Consider the following 13,848-nt stretch of genomic DNA (forward strand, 5'->3'; position numbering starts at 1 on the left):
TAGGGCATGGTCGCTGAATACGTGCCTGCAGACCCGTAGAAGCCGAAATTGGCGTACGGAACCCGGGTTGTGTACCAACAAGCGTCGCCCGACTGGCAGACGCTGCGTCTGCTGATAAGCGGCTCGACGCGCGAGTTCCCTTCCTCGACCGCGAGCACGGCTCCGGTGGCCGGGTCGAGGGTGACTGTCTTCGGCGTTTCTGACTTCAGCAGCTTCTCTTCAGAAGCGCTGAGCGAAGTTCCGTCAAGTGCCGGCCCGGCCGCTGTGGCTTGACTGATCATGGACACACTGGCGACAGCGGCCAGGATAAGCGCCACGCAACTCGGCAACACGCGCCGAAAATGTAATTTCACTGGACCTCCCCTTTTCTATGTGCTTGACTGCACTGCATCTCTGGGAGGTTAACGGACCTTTTATTCCCACAACAGGTGGTCGTGGAGAAATGACCGAAAATCGCTGACGTATGAAATTAGCCACTCACGCATTAGTGATCTCTAATTAATGATCTCGAGGTCGACATTCCGCTCTACCGCAATGCCGCTGGAGTAGGACGGTGTCTCACACTGCTTTGCCTGTCGATGGTTGATCACCACGTTTTTCGACGAAACCAGCCCGCTGCCCGCCTGGGACCTCGGGTGCTGTCTGCGGTCACCGAATCTGTGCTGCGTTCCCTGCCTGGGCCGTGCTGTAGCCGCGAAAGCTGAGGTTCCGCTTTACAGAAATTGCGGAGCCTCCCCGCGCGCCAGGCAGACGGGGGAGATGGGCCATCGGCGCTGGACGATGAGTTCGCGGATGAACTCCGCCAGAGCCGCGAAGGCATGGAAGATCAGGCGCCCGCCGGGCGTGGTCGTGTCGAGCGCCTCGTGCGGCGAGGTGAATCCGACGCCGCGCTTGCGCAGGCACCGCACCGATCCAGACGCCGGGCTCAGGATGCCGGTGAATCGGCCGTCGCGTCGTACCGCTCTCGTGCCGCGCGGACCTCATCGAAGTGGGTCTCGGCCCAAGCTTTCACGGCCGTCAGCAAGCCGGCCAGACTGGCGCCGAGGGGGGTGAGTTCGTAGTCGACGCGGACAGGGACGGACGGAGTGACCGTGCGGGACAACAGACCATCGCGTTCGAGAGCACGCAGGGTCTGCGTGAGCATCTTGGGGCTGACACCCGCGATCTTGCGGCTCAGCTCCCCATAGCGCCGGGGGCCGTCGGACAGGGCCGCGACGACCAGGCCGACCCATTTGTCGCTGAGACGGCCGAGCAGTTCGTTGGTCGGGCAGGTGCGGCAGAACGCGTCGTACTCAACCCGCGCCTGCTCACGCTTCTGGGCCGCCGTCATCGTCGCCACAGCTCTCCTCTCGGTGCGCTAGGCACTCTCAGGTAACTACTTCCCGTTAGAGAGTAACGCTCCCTAGGGTTGCCTCAGCAAGGCGGAAACGCGCTAACAAGTCATTTCAGGAGAATTTCCCATGCGTGCTGCAGTGGTGAGGACATTCGGCGGTCCCGAAGCCGTGGAGATCGTGGACGTAGACGTGCCCGACCCCGGGCCGCGCCAGGTGCGGATCAAGGTCGCGGCAGCCGCGCTGAACCCGGTCGACGCGGCCAAGCGGTCCGGCATGTTCGGGGAGCCGGGCGGGCTGGGTGGCGATGTCGCCGGGACGGTCGACGCGGCCGGTGCGGACACGTCATGGAGCGTCGGCGCCGAGGTGGTGGCGCTGGCCGACGGCACGCATGCCCAGTACGTCGTCGTGGAGGCCGACTGGGTGGCCCCGGCGCCTTCGTCGGCCGATGCCGTGCATGCTTCGACCCTGCCGTTGAACGCCCTGACCGCCGCGGGTGCGCTGGACCTGCTGGGGCTGCGGGAGGGACAGTCCTTGCTGGTGACCGGCGCTGCGGGAGCGGTGGGCGGATACGCCGTCCAGCTCGCCACCCGCCAAGGGGTGTCGGTGACCGCACTGGCCCGCGAGAAGGACGAGCAACTCGTGCGGTCGCTGGGTGCGGCGCACGTCACCGGTGTCACCGGCGGGGCGGACTTCGACGCCGTGCTCGACGCGGCGATCCTCGGGGAACCGGCACTCGCCCGGGCGCGCGACGCAGGGGCCTACGTCGGTGTCATCCCCGGGGCGGGCCCGGCCGCGGCACGCGGAGTACGCGTCGAGGCGGTCCAGGTGAGGCCGGACGGGGCGCGGCTGGCGGAACTGGTCCGACTGGTGGACGAGGGCGTGCTCACACTCCGGGTCGCCGAGACGTACGCCCTGGAGGAGGCGGCGAAGGCTCACGCCCGGCTCGCCGAAGGCGGACTGCGGGGACGCCTGGTCATCGTTCCGGACCACGGCTGACCGCACTGACCTGTGCCACACCATTGGGCTCCTGTCGGGCTCGACGGCGATCCAGACAGCATTGGGATCATGCGCCCGTACGCTCCCCAGCCCGGGCACTGGCCGTGCGTGTCCGTCGGCCCGCGAGCGCCTGGCACGGTCACCGCAGTGAGGTTCAGGCGGGCGTCCACTTCTTCGTACGGGCGCACGTGCGACCAGAACAGCGGTGTCAGGCCGCGCCGGTCGGCCGGCGTGAGCGGGTCGGCCCACTCCGGGTCGGCGAGGACGTCCTGGAGCATGAGGGTGTTCACGCAGACCAGGGCTGACTGGAGGATCCGCCGGCACAGCACGAACATCTCCTGCTCGTCGCGCCGGTTGGAGGCGATCTCCCCGCCCCGTGCCGTAGGCGTTCACGGAGTTCGCGCCGTTTGGTGGCACCACCGACGGGTTCGCCGCTCAACTGCGCAGCTGCGCAGTTGAGCCGGGCGGCCCGTCGCGTGGCGTCGCCACAGTGCTGCGCGTGCCCTACCTAGGGTGGAGACCGACCGGTGGATCGCGTTCCGCTCGCACTTCGGCATCGAGAGCTTCTACTGCCGCTCGGGCATCGACGGCGCCCACGAGAAGGGCGGGGTCGAGTGGCAGATCGTCTACTTCCGCCGCAACCACTTCACCCCGGTGCCGGAGGTAGCCTCGCTGGCGGAGCTGAACGAGATGGTCGAGCAGTGGGACCAGTCGACCGCTACAGCCAGATCGCGGTCCGCACCAACCGTTACTCGGTGCCGGTGAGGTTGATCGGCAAGCGGGTCCGCGTGGTGCTAGACGCCTCTCACCTGGTGGTTTATGACCAGAACGTGGAAGTCGCCCGGCATGAGCGGCTGATTGCCAAGGGCGGCTGCCGCCTGGAGCTGGACCACTACCTCGAAGCCCTGATCCGCAAGCCGGGCGCCTTTCCCGGAGCCACCGCCCTCGAACAGGCCCGCTCGGCAGGCAAGTTCACTCCGGTCCACGACGCCTGCTGGGCCCAGGCCCGCAAGATCCACGGCGAGCGGGACGGCACCCGGGCCCTGATCGGGGTGCTGCTGCTGGGCCGGCACATCCCGCACGAGCACCTGGTCGCCGGGCTGGCCACCGCCCTGCGGGCGGCGGGTGCTTTGACCGCGGACGCGGTCGCGCTGGAGGCCCGCAAGGCCGCCCTGGCCGAGGACGATCCCGTCCCCGGCCTGCCCACCACCGGGACGGGACAGCCGTCGGGGACCGTGACGTTTCTGCACGAGTGGAGGCTTGCCCACCTGCCGCCGGACACCAGGCCGCTGCTCTCGGTGACCCCCTATGACCAGTTGCTCCGACGCCGTCGCGCCAGCGGCGGCGCCCACCGAGAGGAAGAAGCCCAGTGACCCTGTCCCGTCAGCGAGGCTTGACCGAGCAGGCCGCCGACGCCGCCGTCGGCACCGCCTGCCGCCTGCTGCGGCTGCCGAGCATCCGCAACGAGTTCTCCGACATCGCCGACCGGGCGGTGAAGGACCAGAAGACCTACCGCGGCTTCCTGGCCGAGCCGCTGATGGCCGAGTGCGACGACCAGGACCGCCGCAGGTCGGAACGGCGGATCAAAGCGGCCGGCTTCCCGCGGGAGAAGTCCCTGCGGACCTTCGACTTCGACGCCAACCCCAATGTCGACCCGGCTACCATCCACACCCTTGGCTCCAGCGAGTGAATCAAGAAGGGGCAGCCGCTCTGCTTGATCGGCGACTCCGGCACCGGCAAGTCGCACATGCTGATCGGCCTGGGCACCGAGGCCGCCATGAAGGGCTACCGGGTCCGCTGCACACTGGCCACGAAGCTGGTGAGAGAGCTGGTCGAGGCCGCCGACGAGAAGCAGCTGAACAAGACCATCGCCCGGTACGGCCGCGTCGATCTTTTGTGCATCGACGAGCTCGGCTACATGGAACTGGACCTCACGGCGCTGAGCTGCTGTTCCAGGTGCTGACCGAGCGCGAGGAGAAGAACAGCGTCGCTATCGCCTCCAATGGCCCCCACCGGGCACGAGCCGAGGAACCCGCCAAGGCCGGCTGACTGCCCGAGGCGCGACTCGACGGCCCGCCTCAGGGCAGCCCCAGGAGGCAAAACAGGCAGCCCGGGCCAGCCCTGAGGTCCGGTCACTTTCGCCAGAACAGGTGGTGCGTCACGCCACTCGGGCTGGGCACGACCTCCAGGTGGAACCGGTCGAGCAGCTCATCGGGTGACTCCCAGAGCCGTAGTCCGGACCCGAGCTTCACCGGCGAGACCGCCACATGCATGGTGTCGACGAGGTCGGCGTCCAGGAACTCCCGGATGGTGGTAACCCCGCCGCCGAGCCGGACGTCCTTGCCCTGCGCCGCCTCCCGCGCCTGCTCCAGGACCGTGGCCGGGTCGCCGTCAATGAAGTGGAACGTGGTGTCGGAGAGCGTGAACGAAGGACGCTTGTGGTGAGTCATGACGAACACCGGGGTGCGGAAGGGGGGCTCGTTACCCCACCAGCCGCGCCACTCATGGTCATTCCAGGGCCCGCGCTGGGGCCCGAACTTGTTGCGGCCCATGATCTCGGCACCGATGTTGCGCGCGTAGTCCCGCGTGAAGTAGTCGTCGAGGCCCCGGCTCCCTCCGGGATCGGTGCGCATGGGCCAGCTCGCCGTGGCACCGGCCCAGGCGAACAGCTTCGCCGGGTCGACGGCGTGGCCGAACGGACTCTCAAGGCTCTGGCCCTCGCCGGCGCCGATGCCGTCACTCGAGACGTTGAAGTTCTGGACTCTCAGCAGCTGAGCCACGTGCTCCTCCTGTGTTGTCGACAACGGTGGTGAGACTCTTTAGGCCGCGAAAACTCATCGCTGCATCCGTGACCGGTCAGAAACTGGGCCACCTGCTGTCACAGACGGCGGGCGACCCCAGGCAGTGACGTCATTTCTCGTGAACATTCAGGCCACCGTCGACCGCCAACCGGCGCCCGAACAGACGGACAAACGCTGCCGCTTGACGTGAGCGAAGCCAGGCGGAGGTCTTCGCGCTCATGGACTTACGCGTCAGTGGTGTGTCTCTACCCGCTCAACCACCCTTCCGAGCAACAGCAGATGGCTGATCCCCGCGGTGTGTTGCGGCGGTCTTGTCGCATCGAGTCGCGAGACCGCGGAACCCTTTGAGCTGGTTGACGCAGCGTTCGACGACGTTGCGTCGGCGGTCTGGTCCAGCAGATCGCGGCCGACCGCCGCCGCGATGGCCACATCGGCCAGCTCGACGCTCCGTGGCTCTTCCCTGGAATCCGTCCGGGCCAGCACCTCAGCCGCGTCACTCTCGCTGCTCGACTCAAACGGCTGGGCATCCGGTCCTTGCCGAGCCGCTCGGCGGCAATCCGCGACTTGACTGCCGAAGTCCCAGCCGCAGTGGTCAACCGCCTTCTCGGCATCAGCACCTCCACCGCTACAAGCTGTGCCAAGAGATCATCTAAGGCTTCATATGCTGAACTACCGGTGTAGCCGCCGTCGGCCCAGACCAGGGCCAAGCGGTGGTGCGCGTCGGCCACCTGCTCGAGCAGGACCTGGGCGGCGGCGCGGTCGCCGGTGTCCGCGGCGGTGACCACCACGCCCAGCAGCAGGCCGAGCGTGTCGACCACGACGTGCCGCTTGCGCCCGTTGATCAGCTTGCCGCCGTCGAAGCCGCGGCTGTCGGAGCCGACGACGGCGTCCGCCTTGACGGACTGCGAGTCGATCACACCCGCACTCGGCTCCGCGTCGCGGCCCAACTCCCCGCGGACTTCGGCGCGCAGCCGGTCGGGGAACTCCTTGACCATGCGATGGTCGCGCCAGCGGCGGAAGAACGCGTATACCCGGTCCCACGGCGGGAAGTCGGCGGGCATCGCCCGCCGCTCGATGCCGTTGTCGACCAGGTAGCGGATCGCATCGAGTATCGCCCGGTGGCAGTAGGCCTCCGGCTGTCCTCCCCGGCCGCGGCCCGCCTGGGCCGCACCCCCTACAAGCTCGCCTTCGCCGCCCTGGCCGCCCTCGACAAGTCCACCTTCGCCATGGCCCCGTACCTGCGTACGAAACCCTCGGCCCCACCCTCCCCGGCGGCGCCCACTCCGCCGCCGTGCTGTGGGCACTCGCCCAGCGCATCGCCAAGGAGTACCCCGCCGCCATGCGCCGGGCCGGACACCCAAGCGCCGACGCCCTCTTCGACGCCATGCTGGGCGGCCGCTCCGGCGTCACGTTCACCGAGGACGAGTACGGCGACGCCTGGAACTACGTGCCCCACCCCGGCCACCGCACCCTCGCGTCAGATCGGCCAGTTTCCAGGTCGTGGTGATGGCCGCAGCGGAACGGACTCGGGAAGCGGGGTCGCCGCCGCCGGTGACAGGCCATCAAGGATGAGGGAGAGGTAGCGGCGCCAGCCGTCGCTGGCCGGGTCCATGGTCCACAGCAGGCTGAAGAGCATGGCCATGATTCTGGGCATGTCGTCCGGTACGAGGTCGGCGCGGATGCGTCCGGCCTCCTGGGCGCGACGGGTGAGAAGGGTCAGCGACGCGTAGTACGGGCCGATGGCGTCCGAGATGACGGCGCCGGCGTTTCTCGCGGCGGCCAGGGTGTTGTGCTCGCGGGCGGCCAGCGACATGGCGGCGTCGATCACGGAGTTGAGTGCCAGTAGCGGGTCGTCATCGAGGAGTGCCTGTTCGATGACGGGAGCGATGCACTCGGAGATGCCCTGCTCCAAGGCGGCCTTGGCGAGGACGGCCTTGTTGGGAAAACGCCGGAAGAGCGTTCTGATACCGACCCCGGCGTGTTGAGCGATCTCGTCCAGTTGCGCGTCGGGGCCGCTCTCGGCGAAGACCTCGCGGGCGGAGCGCAGGATCCGCTCGGCGTTGCGGGCTGCGTCGGTCCGCAGGAGTCGCTCGGAATTGGTGGCCACGAGGAAAGAGTAGCAACAGGCAGTTGACTGCCACTTGCATCAGGGGCACCATGGAACTGGCAGTCAGCTGCCAGTTACCGCTGCATGTCGGCTCGCGAATGATCCGGTGAGTGGCGAACGCGGAGCGCTGTGCGCGGTCCACGACGCGCGTGGTGCCCCTGCGTTCTTCGAGTGGTCACGACGGCTCGCTCACCAGTACCTCGGCGCCTTCCCCCACGACGCTCCAGGAGGTTCCATGTCCACCACGACCGACACCGATGACGTCATCGGTCTTCCCGAGTTCCCCGCTGACCGCGACGCACGCTGCCCTTTGGCCCCCGCCCCCGAGTACCGGGAGTGGCGTGAGACGGGTGGTCTGCGCCGGGTGAACTTCAGGGGCCGCGCCGCCTGGGCCGTGAGCCGGTACGAGGACGTGACGGCCGCGATGACGGATCCGCGGATCAGCGCAGAGGTCCCGATGCAGCAGATCAGCATGGGCCCCGGCACCCAGATGTTTCCCCGGATGGACGACCCCGAACACGCCCGGCTGCGCCGCATGCTGACCAAGGACTTCACGGTCAAGCGGGTTCAGGCCATGCGCCCGCGGATCGAGGAGATGGCGAACGAGTTCATCGACACCATGGTGGCCTCCGGCAGCCCCGCGGATCTGGTCCAGGCGTACGCGCTGCCCATTCCCTCCCTGGTGATCTCGATGCTGTTGGGGGTGCCCTACGACGACCACGCCTACTTCCAGGACATCACCGCCGTCCTGATGAGCCGCACCGCCACGGAGGAGGAGAGGCAGAAGGCCAGAGGGTCGATTCTCGGCTACCTGCTCGACCTCATCGGGAAGAAGGAACGCGAACCGGACGACGCCCTGATCAGCCGTGTCGTGCGCGAGCACCTCCATGAGGGGCAGCTGAGCCGAGAGACCTTGGCGGTGAACGGCTTTATCCTCCTCAACGCCGGGCACGAGACATCCGCGAACATGATCGCGCTGGGCACCCTCACGCTGCTGGAGAACCCGGACGCGCTCGCGCGGATCCGCGACGCGGACGACCCGAAGGTGGTCTCGGCCGCGGTGGAGGAGCTCCTGCGCCACCTCACGATCGTGCACAGCCTGGTCACCCGAGTGGCCAAGGAGGACATCGAGATCGGTGGCCAGCTCGTCCGCGCCGGTGACCTCCTGGTCATGAACCTCTCGGCAGCCAACTGGGATCCCGGCTTCGTCAGCGACCCCGACCGCCTCGACGTCGAGCGCGACGCCCGCGGACACGTGGCCTTCGGACACGGCGTGCACCAGTGCCTCGGACAGGTCCTGGCCCGTGCCGAACTCGAGATCGCCCTGCCCGTGCTCCTGCGCCGGCTGCCCGGCCTGCGGCTCGCGGTGCCACCGGAGGAGATCAGGTTCCGCAACGACATGAGCATCTACGGCGTCCACGCGCTGCCGATCGCCTGGTGACACGACCCGGACGCCCTGCCGCACGAGGGGCAAGGTCACCCCATTCCCCCCACAGGAGACCGAGCATGTCCCCACCGAACCCCGACCCCTCCCTCTCGGCTGCCCGCACCCAACCTGCACGCTCGATGGCCTGGGCCCCGGCATGACGGACCTGCGATTCGACGGCAGGGTCGCGATCGTCACCGGAGCCGGCGGCGGCCTGGGCAGGGAGCACGCCCTGCTCCTGGCGTCCCGCGGAGCACGTGTCGTGGTCAACGACATCGGCGGTTCCATGGCAGGCGAGGGAGTGGACGACGCTCCTGCCGCGGCCGTCGTAGAGGCGATCCGCGAGCGCGGCGGGCAGGCGGTGGCGGACAGCCACAGCGTGGCGACCCCCGAAGGCGGACGGGACGTCGTGCGCACCGCGCTCGATGCCTACGACCGGATCGACATCGTCGTCAACAACGCCGGCATCCTGCGCGACAAGCCCTTCCACGAGATGACCCCGGACCAGCTCGACCCGGTCATCGACGTGCACCTCAAAGGCGCCTTCCACGTGACCGTCCCGGCGTGGTCCGTCATGCGGGAACAGGGCTACGGCCGCGTCGTCAACACCACCTCCGCGGCGGGTCTGCTGGGCTCCGCCCGGAAGAGCGGCTATGGCGCGGCCAAGGCGGGACTCCTCGGCTTCACTCGGGTCCTCGCCGTGGAGGGAGCCGCACACGGCATCAGGGTCAACGCCGTCGCCCCGGTCGCCGCCACCCGCATGCTCGCGGGATCCCTGGCGGACGCGGGGATCGGCGGCGCGAACGGCCGCCCCGTCGATCCGGCGGCCCTGTAGATGATGAACACCCTCACCCGCAGTCTCGCCCCGGCGCTGGTCTCGCCCGTGGTGGCCTTCCTGGCCCACGAGGACTGCCCGGTGTCCGGAGAGGTCTACACCGCAGGTGCCGGACAGGTCGCGCGGTTCTTCGTCGCACGGACGCGGGGCTACCACAACCCGGCACTGACGGCCGAGGACGTACGTGACCACCTCGACCGGATCCGGGACGAGAACGACTCCTTCATCCCCACGGACCCTGGCGTGGAGATGGCCCACCTGCTGCGGAGCACCACACACCACCCATGAGCAGGTGCCTTGCACGCCCTGCTCCGGCGGATCACTGCTCGTCCACCCCTCCCCCCAAGGAGTAACCATGAGTACGGCGACCGACCAGACCCAGCCGAACGACGGCACCAGCCTTCCCGACTACCCTGGCACGCGTTCCCCCCGCTGCCCCTTCGACCCGCCCCCTGTGCAGGCCGGTTGGCGGCGCGCCGACGGGCTGCCCCGGGTGCGGTTGAGCAATGGCCGCATCGCCTGGGCGGTCCCCCGGTACGACGATGTCAAGCAGGTACTGGGCGATCCGCGGCTCAGTGCCGACGGACATCGCTTCCCGCAGCTGATGGAAACCCAGCAGCACGGCCAGCCGCAGGCGTTCCCGCGGATGGACGACCCCGAGCACTCCCGCATCCGGCGCACCCTCACCGGCGAGTTCACCGTCAAGCGGGTCGAGGCGATGCGGCCGCATGTCCGGTCGCTGGTCGACCGGTTCCTGGAGGAGACGATCGCCGCAGGACCGCCGGTGGACCTGGTGCGCACGTACGCTCTGCCGATTCCGTCCCTGGTGATCTCGTTGCTGCTCGGGGTGCCCTACGACGACCACGCCTTCTTCCAGACGCGCAGCGCCACGCTGATGCGCAAGGGAACCTCACAGGAGGAGAGGAAGGCGGCGAGCGGCGAACTGTTCGGCTACCTCCTGGATCTGGTGAAGCGCAAGGAGCGCGAGCCGGGGGACGACCTCATCAGCCGGCTGATCGCTGAGCGGGTGGTCGCCGGAGAGCTCACTCATCGCGACGTGGCCATGAGCAGCATGGTGATCCTGCACGCCGGGCATGAGACCACGGCCAACATGATCGCGCTGGGGACGCTGGCCCTGCTGGAGAACCCCCGGCAGGCCGATCGGATCCGGGACACCGACGATCCGAAGGTGGTCGCCGCCGCCGTCGAGGAACTGCTGCGGTACCTGTCGATCGCCCAGGACATGCTGGTGCGCGTGGCGACCGAGGACATCGTCATCGGCGGTCACCCCGTACGGGAGGGCGAGATGCTGGTCTTCGGTGTGCCCTCCGCCAACCGGGACAACAGCGTCTTCGACATGGCCGACGTCCTGGACCTCGACCGCGACGCCCGCGGACACGTGGCCTTCGGATACGGCGTTCACCAGTGTCTCGGCCAGTCCCTCGCCCGCGTGGAACTGCAGGAGGCCCTGCCCGCGCTGCTGCGCAGGCTGCCGGACCTGCGTCTGGCCGTACCCCTGGAAGAGCTGAGTTTCCGTCACGACATGGTGGTCTACGGCGTGCACGAGCTGCCAGTCGCCTGGTAGGCCGCCACTCCTGAAGAACCACTTTTTGAAGCCTGAAGTCCCCCTGAAGAACCGAGGACAAGAACCATGCGTGTGGAGCTGGACGAACCGAAATGCGTCGCGGCCGGGCAGTGTGTGATGGCCGCCCCCGACGTGTTCGACCAACGGGACGAGGACGGCGTCGCCGTGGTGCTGGAGGAGCACCCCGTCGCCGAACTCCTCGACGGCGTACGGGAGGCCGTGGCCGTCTGCCCGGCCGCGGCGATCCGTCTGGCAGAGCGGTGAAGCGGATCGTGGTCGTCGGTGCCTCGGCCGCCGGTCTGGCGGCGGCCGAGACACTGCGCCGGGAGGGCTACGACGGCACGCTGACCCTGATCGGCGACGAACCCCACCCGCCCTACGACCGGCCGCCACTGTCCAAACAGGTCCTGTCCGGTCAGTGGGGCGCCGACAGGGCGGCCCTGCGGACTCCGGAGGACCTCGCCGCCCTCGACCTCGACCTGCGGCTCGGCGTCGCCGCGGCCGGCCTCGACCCCGCCGGACGTCTGGTGCGGCTGGCGGACGGCTCGACGGTGCCGTACGACCGGCTGCTCATCGCGACCGGCGTATGGCCACGGCGCCTTCCCGGTGACGGTGTCGCCCACGTCCTGCGCACCCTCGACGACGCGCTCGCCCTGCGGGACCGGATAGGACCGGGACGGCGGCTGGTAGTGGTCGGGGCCGGATTCCTGGGGGCGGAGGCAGCGGCGGTGGCGTCGAAGCTGGGCGCTCAAGTGACCCTGTTGGAGCCGGCGCCGGTACCGCTGGCGCGTGCGGTGGGCCTTGAGGTGGGGCAGGCGCTGGCACGGGCTCACCGGGAGCGAGGCGTGAAGCTGCGGTGCGGGGTCACCGTCACGGAGGTGACCGAGGACGGGGTGCGGCTGGCGGACGGCGAGGTCGTTGAGGGCGACGAGATCCTGATCGCGATCGGCTCACTGCCGAACACCGGCTGGCTGGCCGGCAGCGGTCTTGCGGTCGACGACGGCGTGGTCTGCGACGAGTACTGCCAGGCCGCCTGGGGGTCCCCCCGGCCGAAGGCTGGGGGAGTGTACGCGGCCGGGGACGTCGCCCGCTGGTACAATCCTCTGTTCGGCACCTCGATGCGGATCGAGCACCGCACCAACGCGGCCGAGCAGGGCATGGTCGCCGCCCGCAACCTGCTCGCCGCTCCCGGGGCACGCACACCGTTCACGCCGGTGCCGTACTTCTGGTCCGACCAGTACGACATGAAGATCCAGGCGTACGGCTACTTGCGCGGCCATGACGAAGTCGCCGTCGTGGANGTACGGCTACTTGCGCGGCCATGACGAAGTCGCCGTCGTGGAAGGGGACTTGGCCGAGGACCGCTTCCTTGCCGCGTACCGCTCCGGCGACCGGATCACCGCAGCCCTCGCGGTCGGCATGCCGGCCAAGGTCGTCCGGCAATGGCGGCAGGTCATCGCCGTCCGCGCCGCCTGGCACGACGCCGTGCCGAATCGGCCGTAGGCGACACGCGTGTACGCGACGCAGGGCTGAGGAGCCCCGTAAGGCGCGCCCAGCCCTGTGACCGCCACAAGCTCCCCTTTTCTGTATCGCCGTTCCCACAGGCTCCAGCCGTGCCCGTGCCCGTGTCCGGGACCGCCGCCACGGTCGGTCTCAACACCCTCATGCGGTCCATCGGCACCTCCCTCTCCAGCGCCGTGGCAGGCGTGATCCTCGCCCACCACACCATCGACTTCGACGGCGTTACGCTGCCGCCCCGGAACGGCCTGCGCACGTCCTGGCGATCGGCGGATACCGCCGTCGTCTCCCTGGCCTGCGCGCCCTTCATCCCCCGCCGGCGGTCGGACGCCAACTCCGCGGAAGCACCCGCGCCGGCGGGCACGGCCGCGGGAAAGCCCGCCACTGACGCCGAGCAGGGGCCACGGAGCAGCGGCTCTCGTTCCAGCACCCTCACACACCCCTGCTTCCAGCACACTCACCGTCCATCAACGCACATTGCTGCCGAAATCTCCCGGAGGAAACACATGATGCTGTACCTCGCCCAGACCACCGGCGAACCGACAGGGGGCCTGGCCGGGTGGGCCATCGATGTGATCGACGCACTCGGCGGGCTGGGGATCGCGTTGCTCACCGTCCTGGACAGCGTGCTTTTCGGGGCCCTCCCCATCGACGTGCTGCTGCCGCTGATCGGGTACACCGCCAGCCAGGGCGCCATCAACATCGGCGTCGCCATCGTCTGCGCCGCCGCGGGAGTGGTCGTGGGCAGTCTCGTCCAGTACACGCTCGGCGCCCGGCTCGGCCGTGACCGCGCGCGAGCGCTGCTGGTGAAGCTCCCGGGCATCAAGCCGGAAAGCGTCGACCGCGCCGAGGCATGGTTCGCCCGGCACAGCACCAAGGCAGTGTTGTTCGGCCGGATGCTGCCCGTCGTCCGTCCCCTCATCTCCATACCGGCCGGAGTCGAGCGGATGGCGCTGCCGAAGTTCGTGGTCCTCACCGCGATTGGCAGCCTGATATGGAACGGCATGCTGCTGGGCTCCGGATACCTGCTCGGCGAGAACTGGCACCAGGTGGTCGACATCATGGGTTATGTCCCGTATGCCCTCTTCGGCGCCCTCGCCGTGGGTGTCCCCCTCTTCCTCAGGCGCCGCAACCGACGACGGAAGAACGCAGCGACCGCGATCGTCGAAACGAACACATCCGGGTGAGGTGGCCTTGGGGAGGAGGCACACGCCCTCAGCCGACCGCGGTTCATGGTCCGCAGGGG

At 68.9% G+C, this 13,848-nt stretch carries 17 protein-coding genes and 2 pseudogenes; 13 read left to right on the forward strand and 6 right to left on the reverse strand.

The window, feature by feature from the left end; genetic code table 11:
- Positions 1–713: 713 nt before the first annotated feature.
- Together FGD71_RS31620 and FGD71_RS31625 are read right to left on the reverse strand one after the other, a co-directional pair.
- Positions 714–908: a recombinase family protein gene (locus FGD71_RS31620; protein ID WP_240436864.1), complete on the reverse strand. Its 195-nt coding sequence runs from the start codon at positions 906–908 to the stop codon at positions 714–716.
- A gap of 17 nt (positions 909–925) precedes the next feature.
- A complete protein-coding gene (locus tag FGD71_RS31625) occupies positions 926–1,339 on the reverse strand; it encodes a winged helix-turn-helix transcriptional regulator (RefSeq protein WP_119103980.1) in 414 nt (137 codons plus the stop codon).
- Positions 1,340–1,460: 121 nt separating this feature from the next.
- Between FGD71_RS31625 and FGD71_RS31630 the strand changes: the two genes are divergently transcribed.
- Positions 1,461–2,330, forward strand: a complete 870-nt coding sequence (locus FGD71_RS31630; protein WP_119103981.1) for an NADP-dependent oxidoreductase — start codon at positions 1,461–1,463, stop codon at positions 2,328–2,330.
- Here the strand turns inward: FGD71_RS31630 and FGD71_RS50280 are convergent.
- Positions 2,267–2,665 (reverse strand): Tn3 family transposase, encoded by a 399-nt coding sequence (locus tag FGD71_RS50280; protein ID WP_119103982.1) that lies wholly within the window; start codon positions 2,663–2,665, stop codon positions 2,267–2,269. The two genes, FGD71_RS31630 and FGD71_RS50280, sit on opposite strands and share 64 nt — an antisense overlap.
- 178 nt (positions 2,666–2,843) lie before the next feature.
- On the opposite strand from FGD71_RS50280, the gene FGD71_RS49245 reads away from it, so the two are divergent.
- From FGD71_RS49245 to FGD71_RS31645, 3 genes and pseudogenes are all read left to right on the forward strand, one after another.
- Complete coding sequence (locus FGD71_RS49245; RefSeq protein WP_240436865.1) at positions 2,844–3,095, forward strand: hypothetical protein; 252 nt, start codon at positions 2,844–2,846, stop codon at positions 3,093–3,095.
- Positions 3,032–3,703 (forward strand): Mu transposase domain-containing protein, encoded by a 672-nt coding sequence (locus FGD71_RS31640; protein ID WP_240436866.1) that lies wholly within the window; start codon positions 3,032–3,034, stop codon positions 3,701–3,703. Before FGD71_RS49245 ends, FGD71_RS31640 begins: the two co-directional genes overlap by 64 nt.
- Positions 3,700–4,334, forward strand: a pseudogene (locus FGD71_RS31645) (ATP-binding protein); the annotation flags it as partial. The gene FGD71_RS31640 and the pseudogene FGD71_RS31645, both read left to right, overlap by 4 nt.
- A 128-nt stretch (positions 4,335–4,462) precedes the next feature.
- On the opposite strand, the gene FGD71_RS31650 reads toward FGD71_RS31645, so the two are convergent.
- Positions 4,463–5,110: a dihydrofolate reductase family protein gene (locus FGD71_RS31650; RefSeq protein WP_119103983.1), complete on the reverse strand. Its 648-nt coding sequence runs from the start codon at positions 5,108–5,110 to the stop codon at positions 4,463–4,465.
- Positions 5,111–5,376: 266 nt separating this feature from the next.
- On the reverse strand, positions 5,377–6,435 hold the full coding sequence (locus tag FGD71_RS31655) for an IS5 family transposase (protein ID WP_162931283.1): 1,059 nt from the start codon (positions 6,433–6,435) through the stop codon (positions 5,377–5,379).
- Here FGD71_RS31655 and FGD71_RS47610 point away from each other — a divergent pair.
- Complete coding sequence (locus tag FGD71_RS47610) at positions 6,423–6,638, forward strand: hypothetical protein (RefSeq protein WP_162931284.1); 216 nt, start codon at positions 6,423–6,425, stop codon at positions 6,636–6,638. The genes FGD71_RS31655 and FGD71_RS47610 overlap by 13 nt on opposite strands.
- Here FGD71_RS47610 and FGD71_RS31660 read toward each other — a convergent pair.
- On the reverse strand, positions 6,609–7,238 hold the full coding sequence (locus FGD71_RS31660) for a TetR/AcrR family transcriptional regulator (protein ID WP_119103985.1): 630 nt from the start codon (positions 7,236–7,238) through the stop codon (positions 6,609–6,611). The genes FGD71_RS47610 and FGD71_RS31660 overlap by 30 nt on opposite strands.
- A 235-nt stretch (positions 7,239–7,473) precedes the next feature.
- On the opposite strand from FGD71_RS31660, the gene FGD71_RS31665 reads away from it, so the two are divergent.
- The 8 genes and pseudogenes from FGD71_RS31665 (at position 7,474) to FGD71_RS49260 (ending at position 13,789) form a co-directional block, all read left to right on the forward strand.
- Positions 7,474–8,679 (forward strand): cytochrome P450, encoded by a 1,206-nt coding sequence (locus tag FGD71_RS31665; RefSeq protein WP_119103986.1) that lies wholly within the window; start codon positions 7,474–7,476, stop codon positions 8,677–8,679.
- Positions 8,680–8,821: 142 nt separating this feature from the next.
- On the forward strand, positions 8,822–9,499 hold the full coding sequence (locus FGD71_RS31670) for an SDR family NAD(P)-dependent oxidoreductase (RefSeq protein ID WP_240436867.1): 678 nt from the start codon (positions 8,822–8,824) through the stop codon (positions 9,497–9,499).
- A 3-nt stretch (positions 9,500–9,502) separates the two neighbouring features.
- A complete protein-coding gene (locus FGD71_RS49250; protein ID WP_244951229.1) occupies positions 9,503–9,787 on the forward strand; it encodes a hypothetical protein in 285 nt (94 codons plus the stop codon).
- A 67-nt stretch (positions 9,788–9,854) separates the two neighbouring features.
- On the forward strand, positions 9,855–11,084 hold the full coding sequence (locus FGD71_RS31675) for a cytochrome P450 (RefSeq protein ID WP_119103987.1): 1,230 nt from the start codon (positions 9,855–9,857) through the stop codon (positions 11,082–11,084).
- A 66-nt stretch (positions 11,085–11,150) separates the two neighbouring features.
- On the forward strand, positions 11,151–11,348 hold the full coding sequence (locus FGD71_RS31680) for a ferredoxin (protein WP_119103988.1): 198 nt from the start codon (positions 11,151–11,153) through the stop codon (positions 11,346–11,348).
- A partial coding sequence (locus FGD71_RS31685) for an NAD(P)/FAD-dependent oxidoreductase (RefSeq protein WP_244951230.1) occupies positions 11,345–12,384 on the forward strand: 1,040 nt, incomplete at its 3' end. The genes FGD71_RS31680 and FGD71_RS31685, both read left to right, overlap by 4 nt.
- 1 nt (position 12,385) lies before the next feature.
- Positions 12,386–12,587: pseudogene (locus FGD71_RS49255) on the forward strand (oxidoreductase C-terminal domain-containing protein); the annotation flags it as partial.
- A gap of 110 nt (positions 12,588–12,697) precedes the next feature.
- On the forward strand, positions 12,698–13,789 hold the full coding sequence (locus FGD71_RS49260) for a DedA family protein (RefSeq protein WP_240436869.1): 1,092 nt from the start codon (positions 12,698–12,700) through the stop codon (positions 13,787–13,789).
- Positions 13,790–13,848: the final 59 nt, after the last annotated feature.

This window comes from Streptomyces sporangiiformans (assembly GCF_005768555.2).
Taxonomy (GTDB): Bacteria; Actinomycetota; Actinomycetes; order Streptomycetales; family Streptomycetaceae; genus Streptomyces; species Streptomyces sporangiiformans.

Excerpts from the sequence above, each read along its gene's own strand:
- FGD71_RS31630 (WP_119103981.1), top strand. The coding sequence starts at position 1,461 with ATGCGTGCTGCAGTGGTGAGGACATTCGGCGGTCCCGAAGCCGTGGAG.
- FGD71_RS50280 (WP_119103982.1), bottom strand. The coding sequence starts at position 2,665 with ATGTTCGTGCTGTGCCGGCGGATCCTCCAGTCAGCCCTGGTCTGCGTG.
- FGD71_RS31665 (WP_119103986.1), top strand. The coding sequence starts at position 7,474 with ATGTCCACCACGACCGACACCGATGACGTCATCGGTCTTCCCGAGTTC.
- FGD71_RS31670 (WP_240436867.1), top strand. The coding sequence starts at position 8,822 with ATGACGGACCTGCGATTCGACGGCAGGGTCGCGATCGTCACCGGAGCC.
- FGD71_RS49250 (WP_244951229.1), top strand. The coding sequence starts at position 9,503 with ATGAACACCCTCACCCGCAGTCTCGCCCCGGCGCTGGTCTCGCCCGTG.
- FGD71_RS31675 (WP_119103987.1), top strand. The coding sequence starts at position 9,855 with ATGAGTACGGCGACCGACCAGACCCAGCCGAACGACGGCACCAGCCTT.
- FGD71_RS31680 (WP_119103988.1), top strand. The coding sequence starts at position 11,151 with ATGCGTGTGGAGCTGGACGAACCGAAATGCGTCGCGGCCGGGCAGTGT.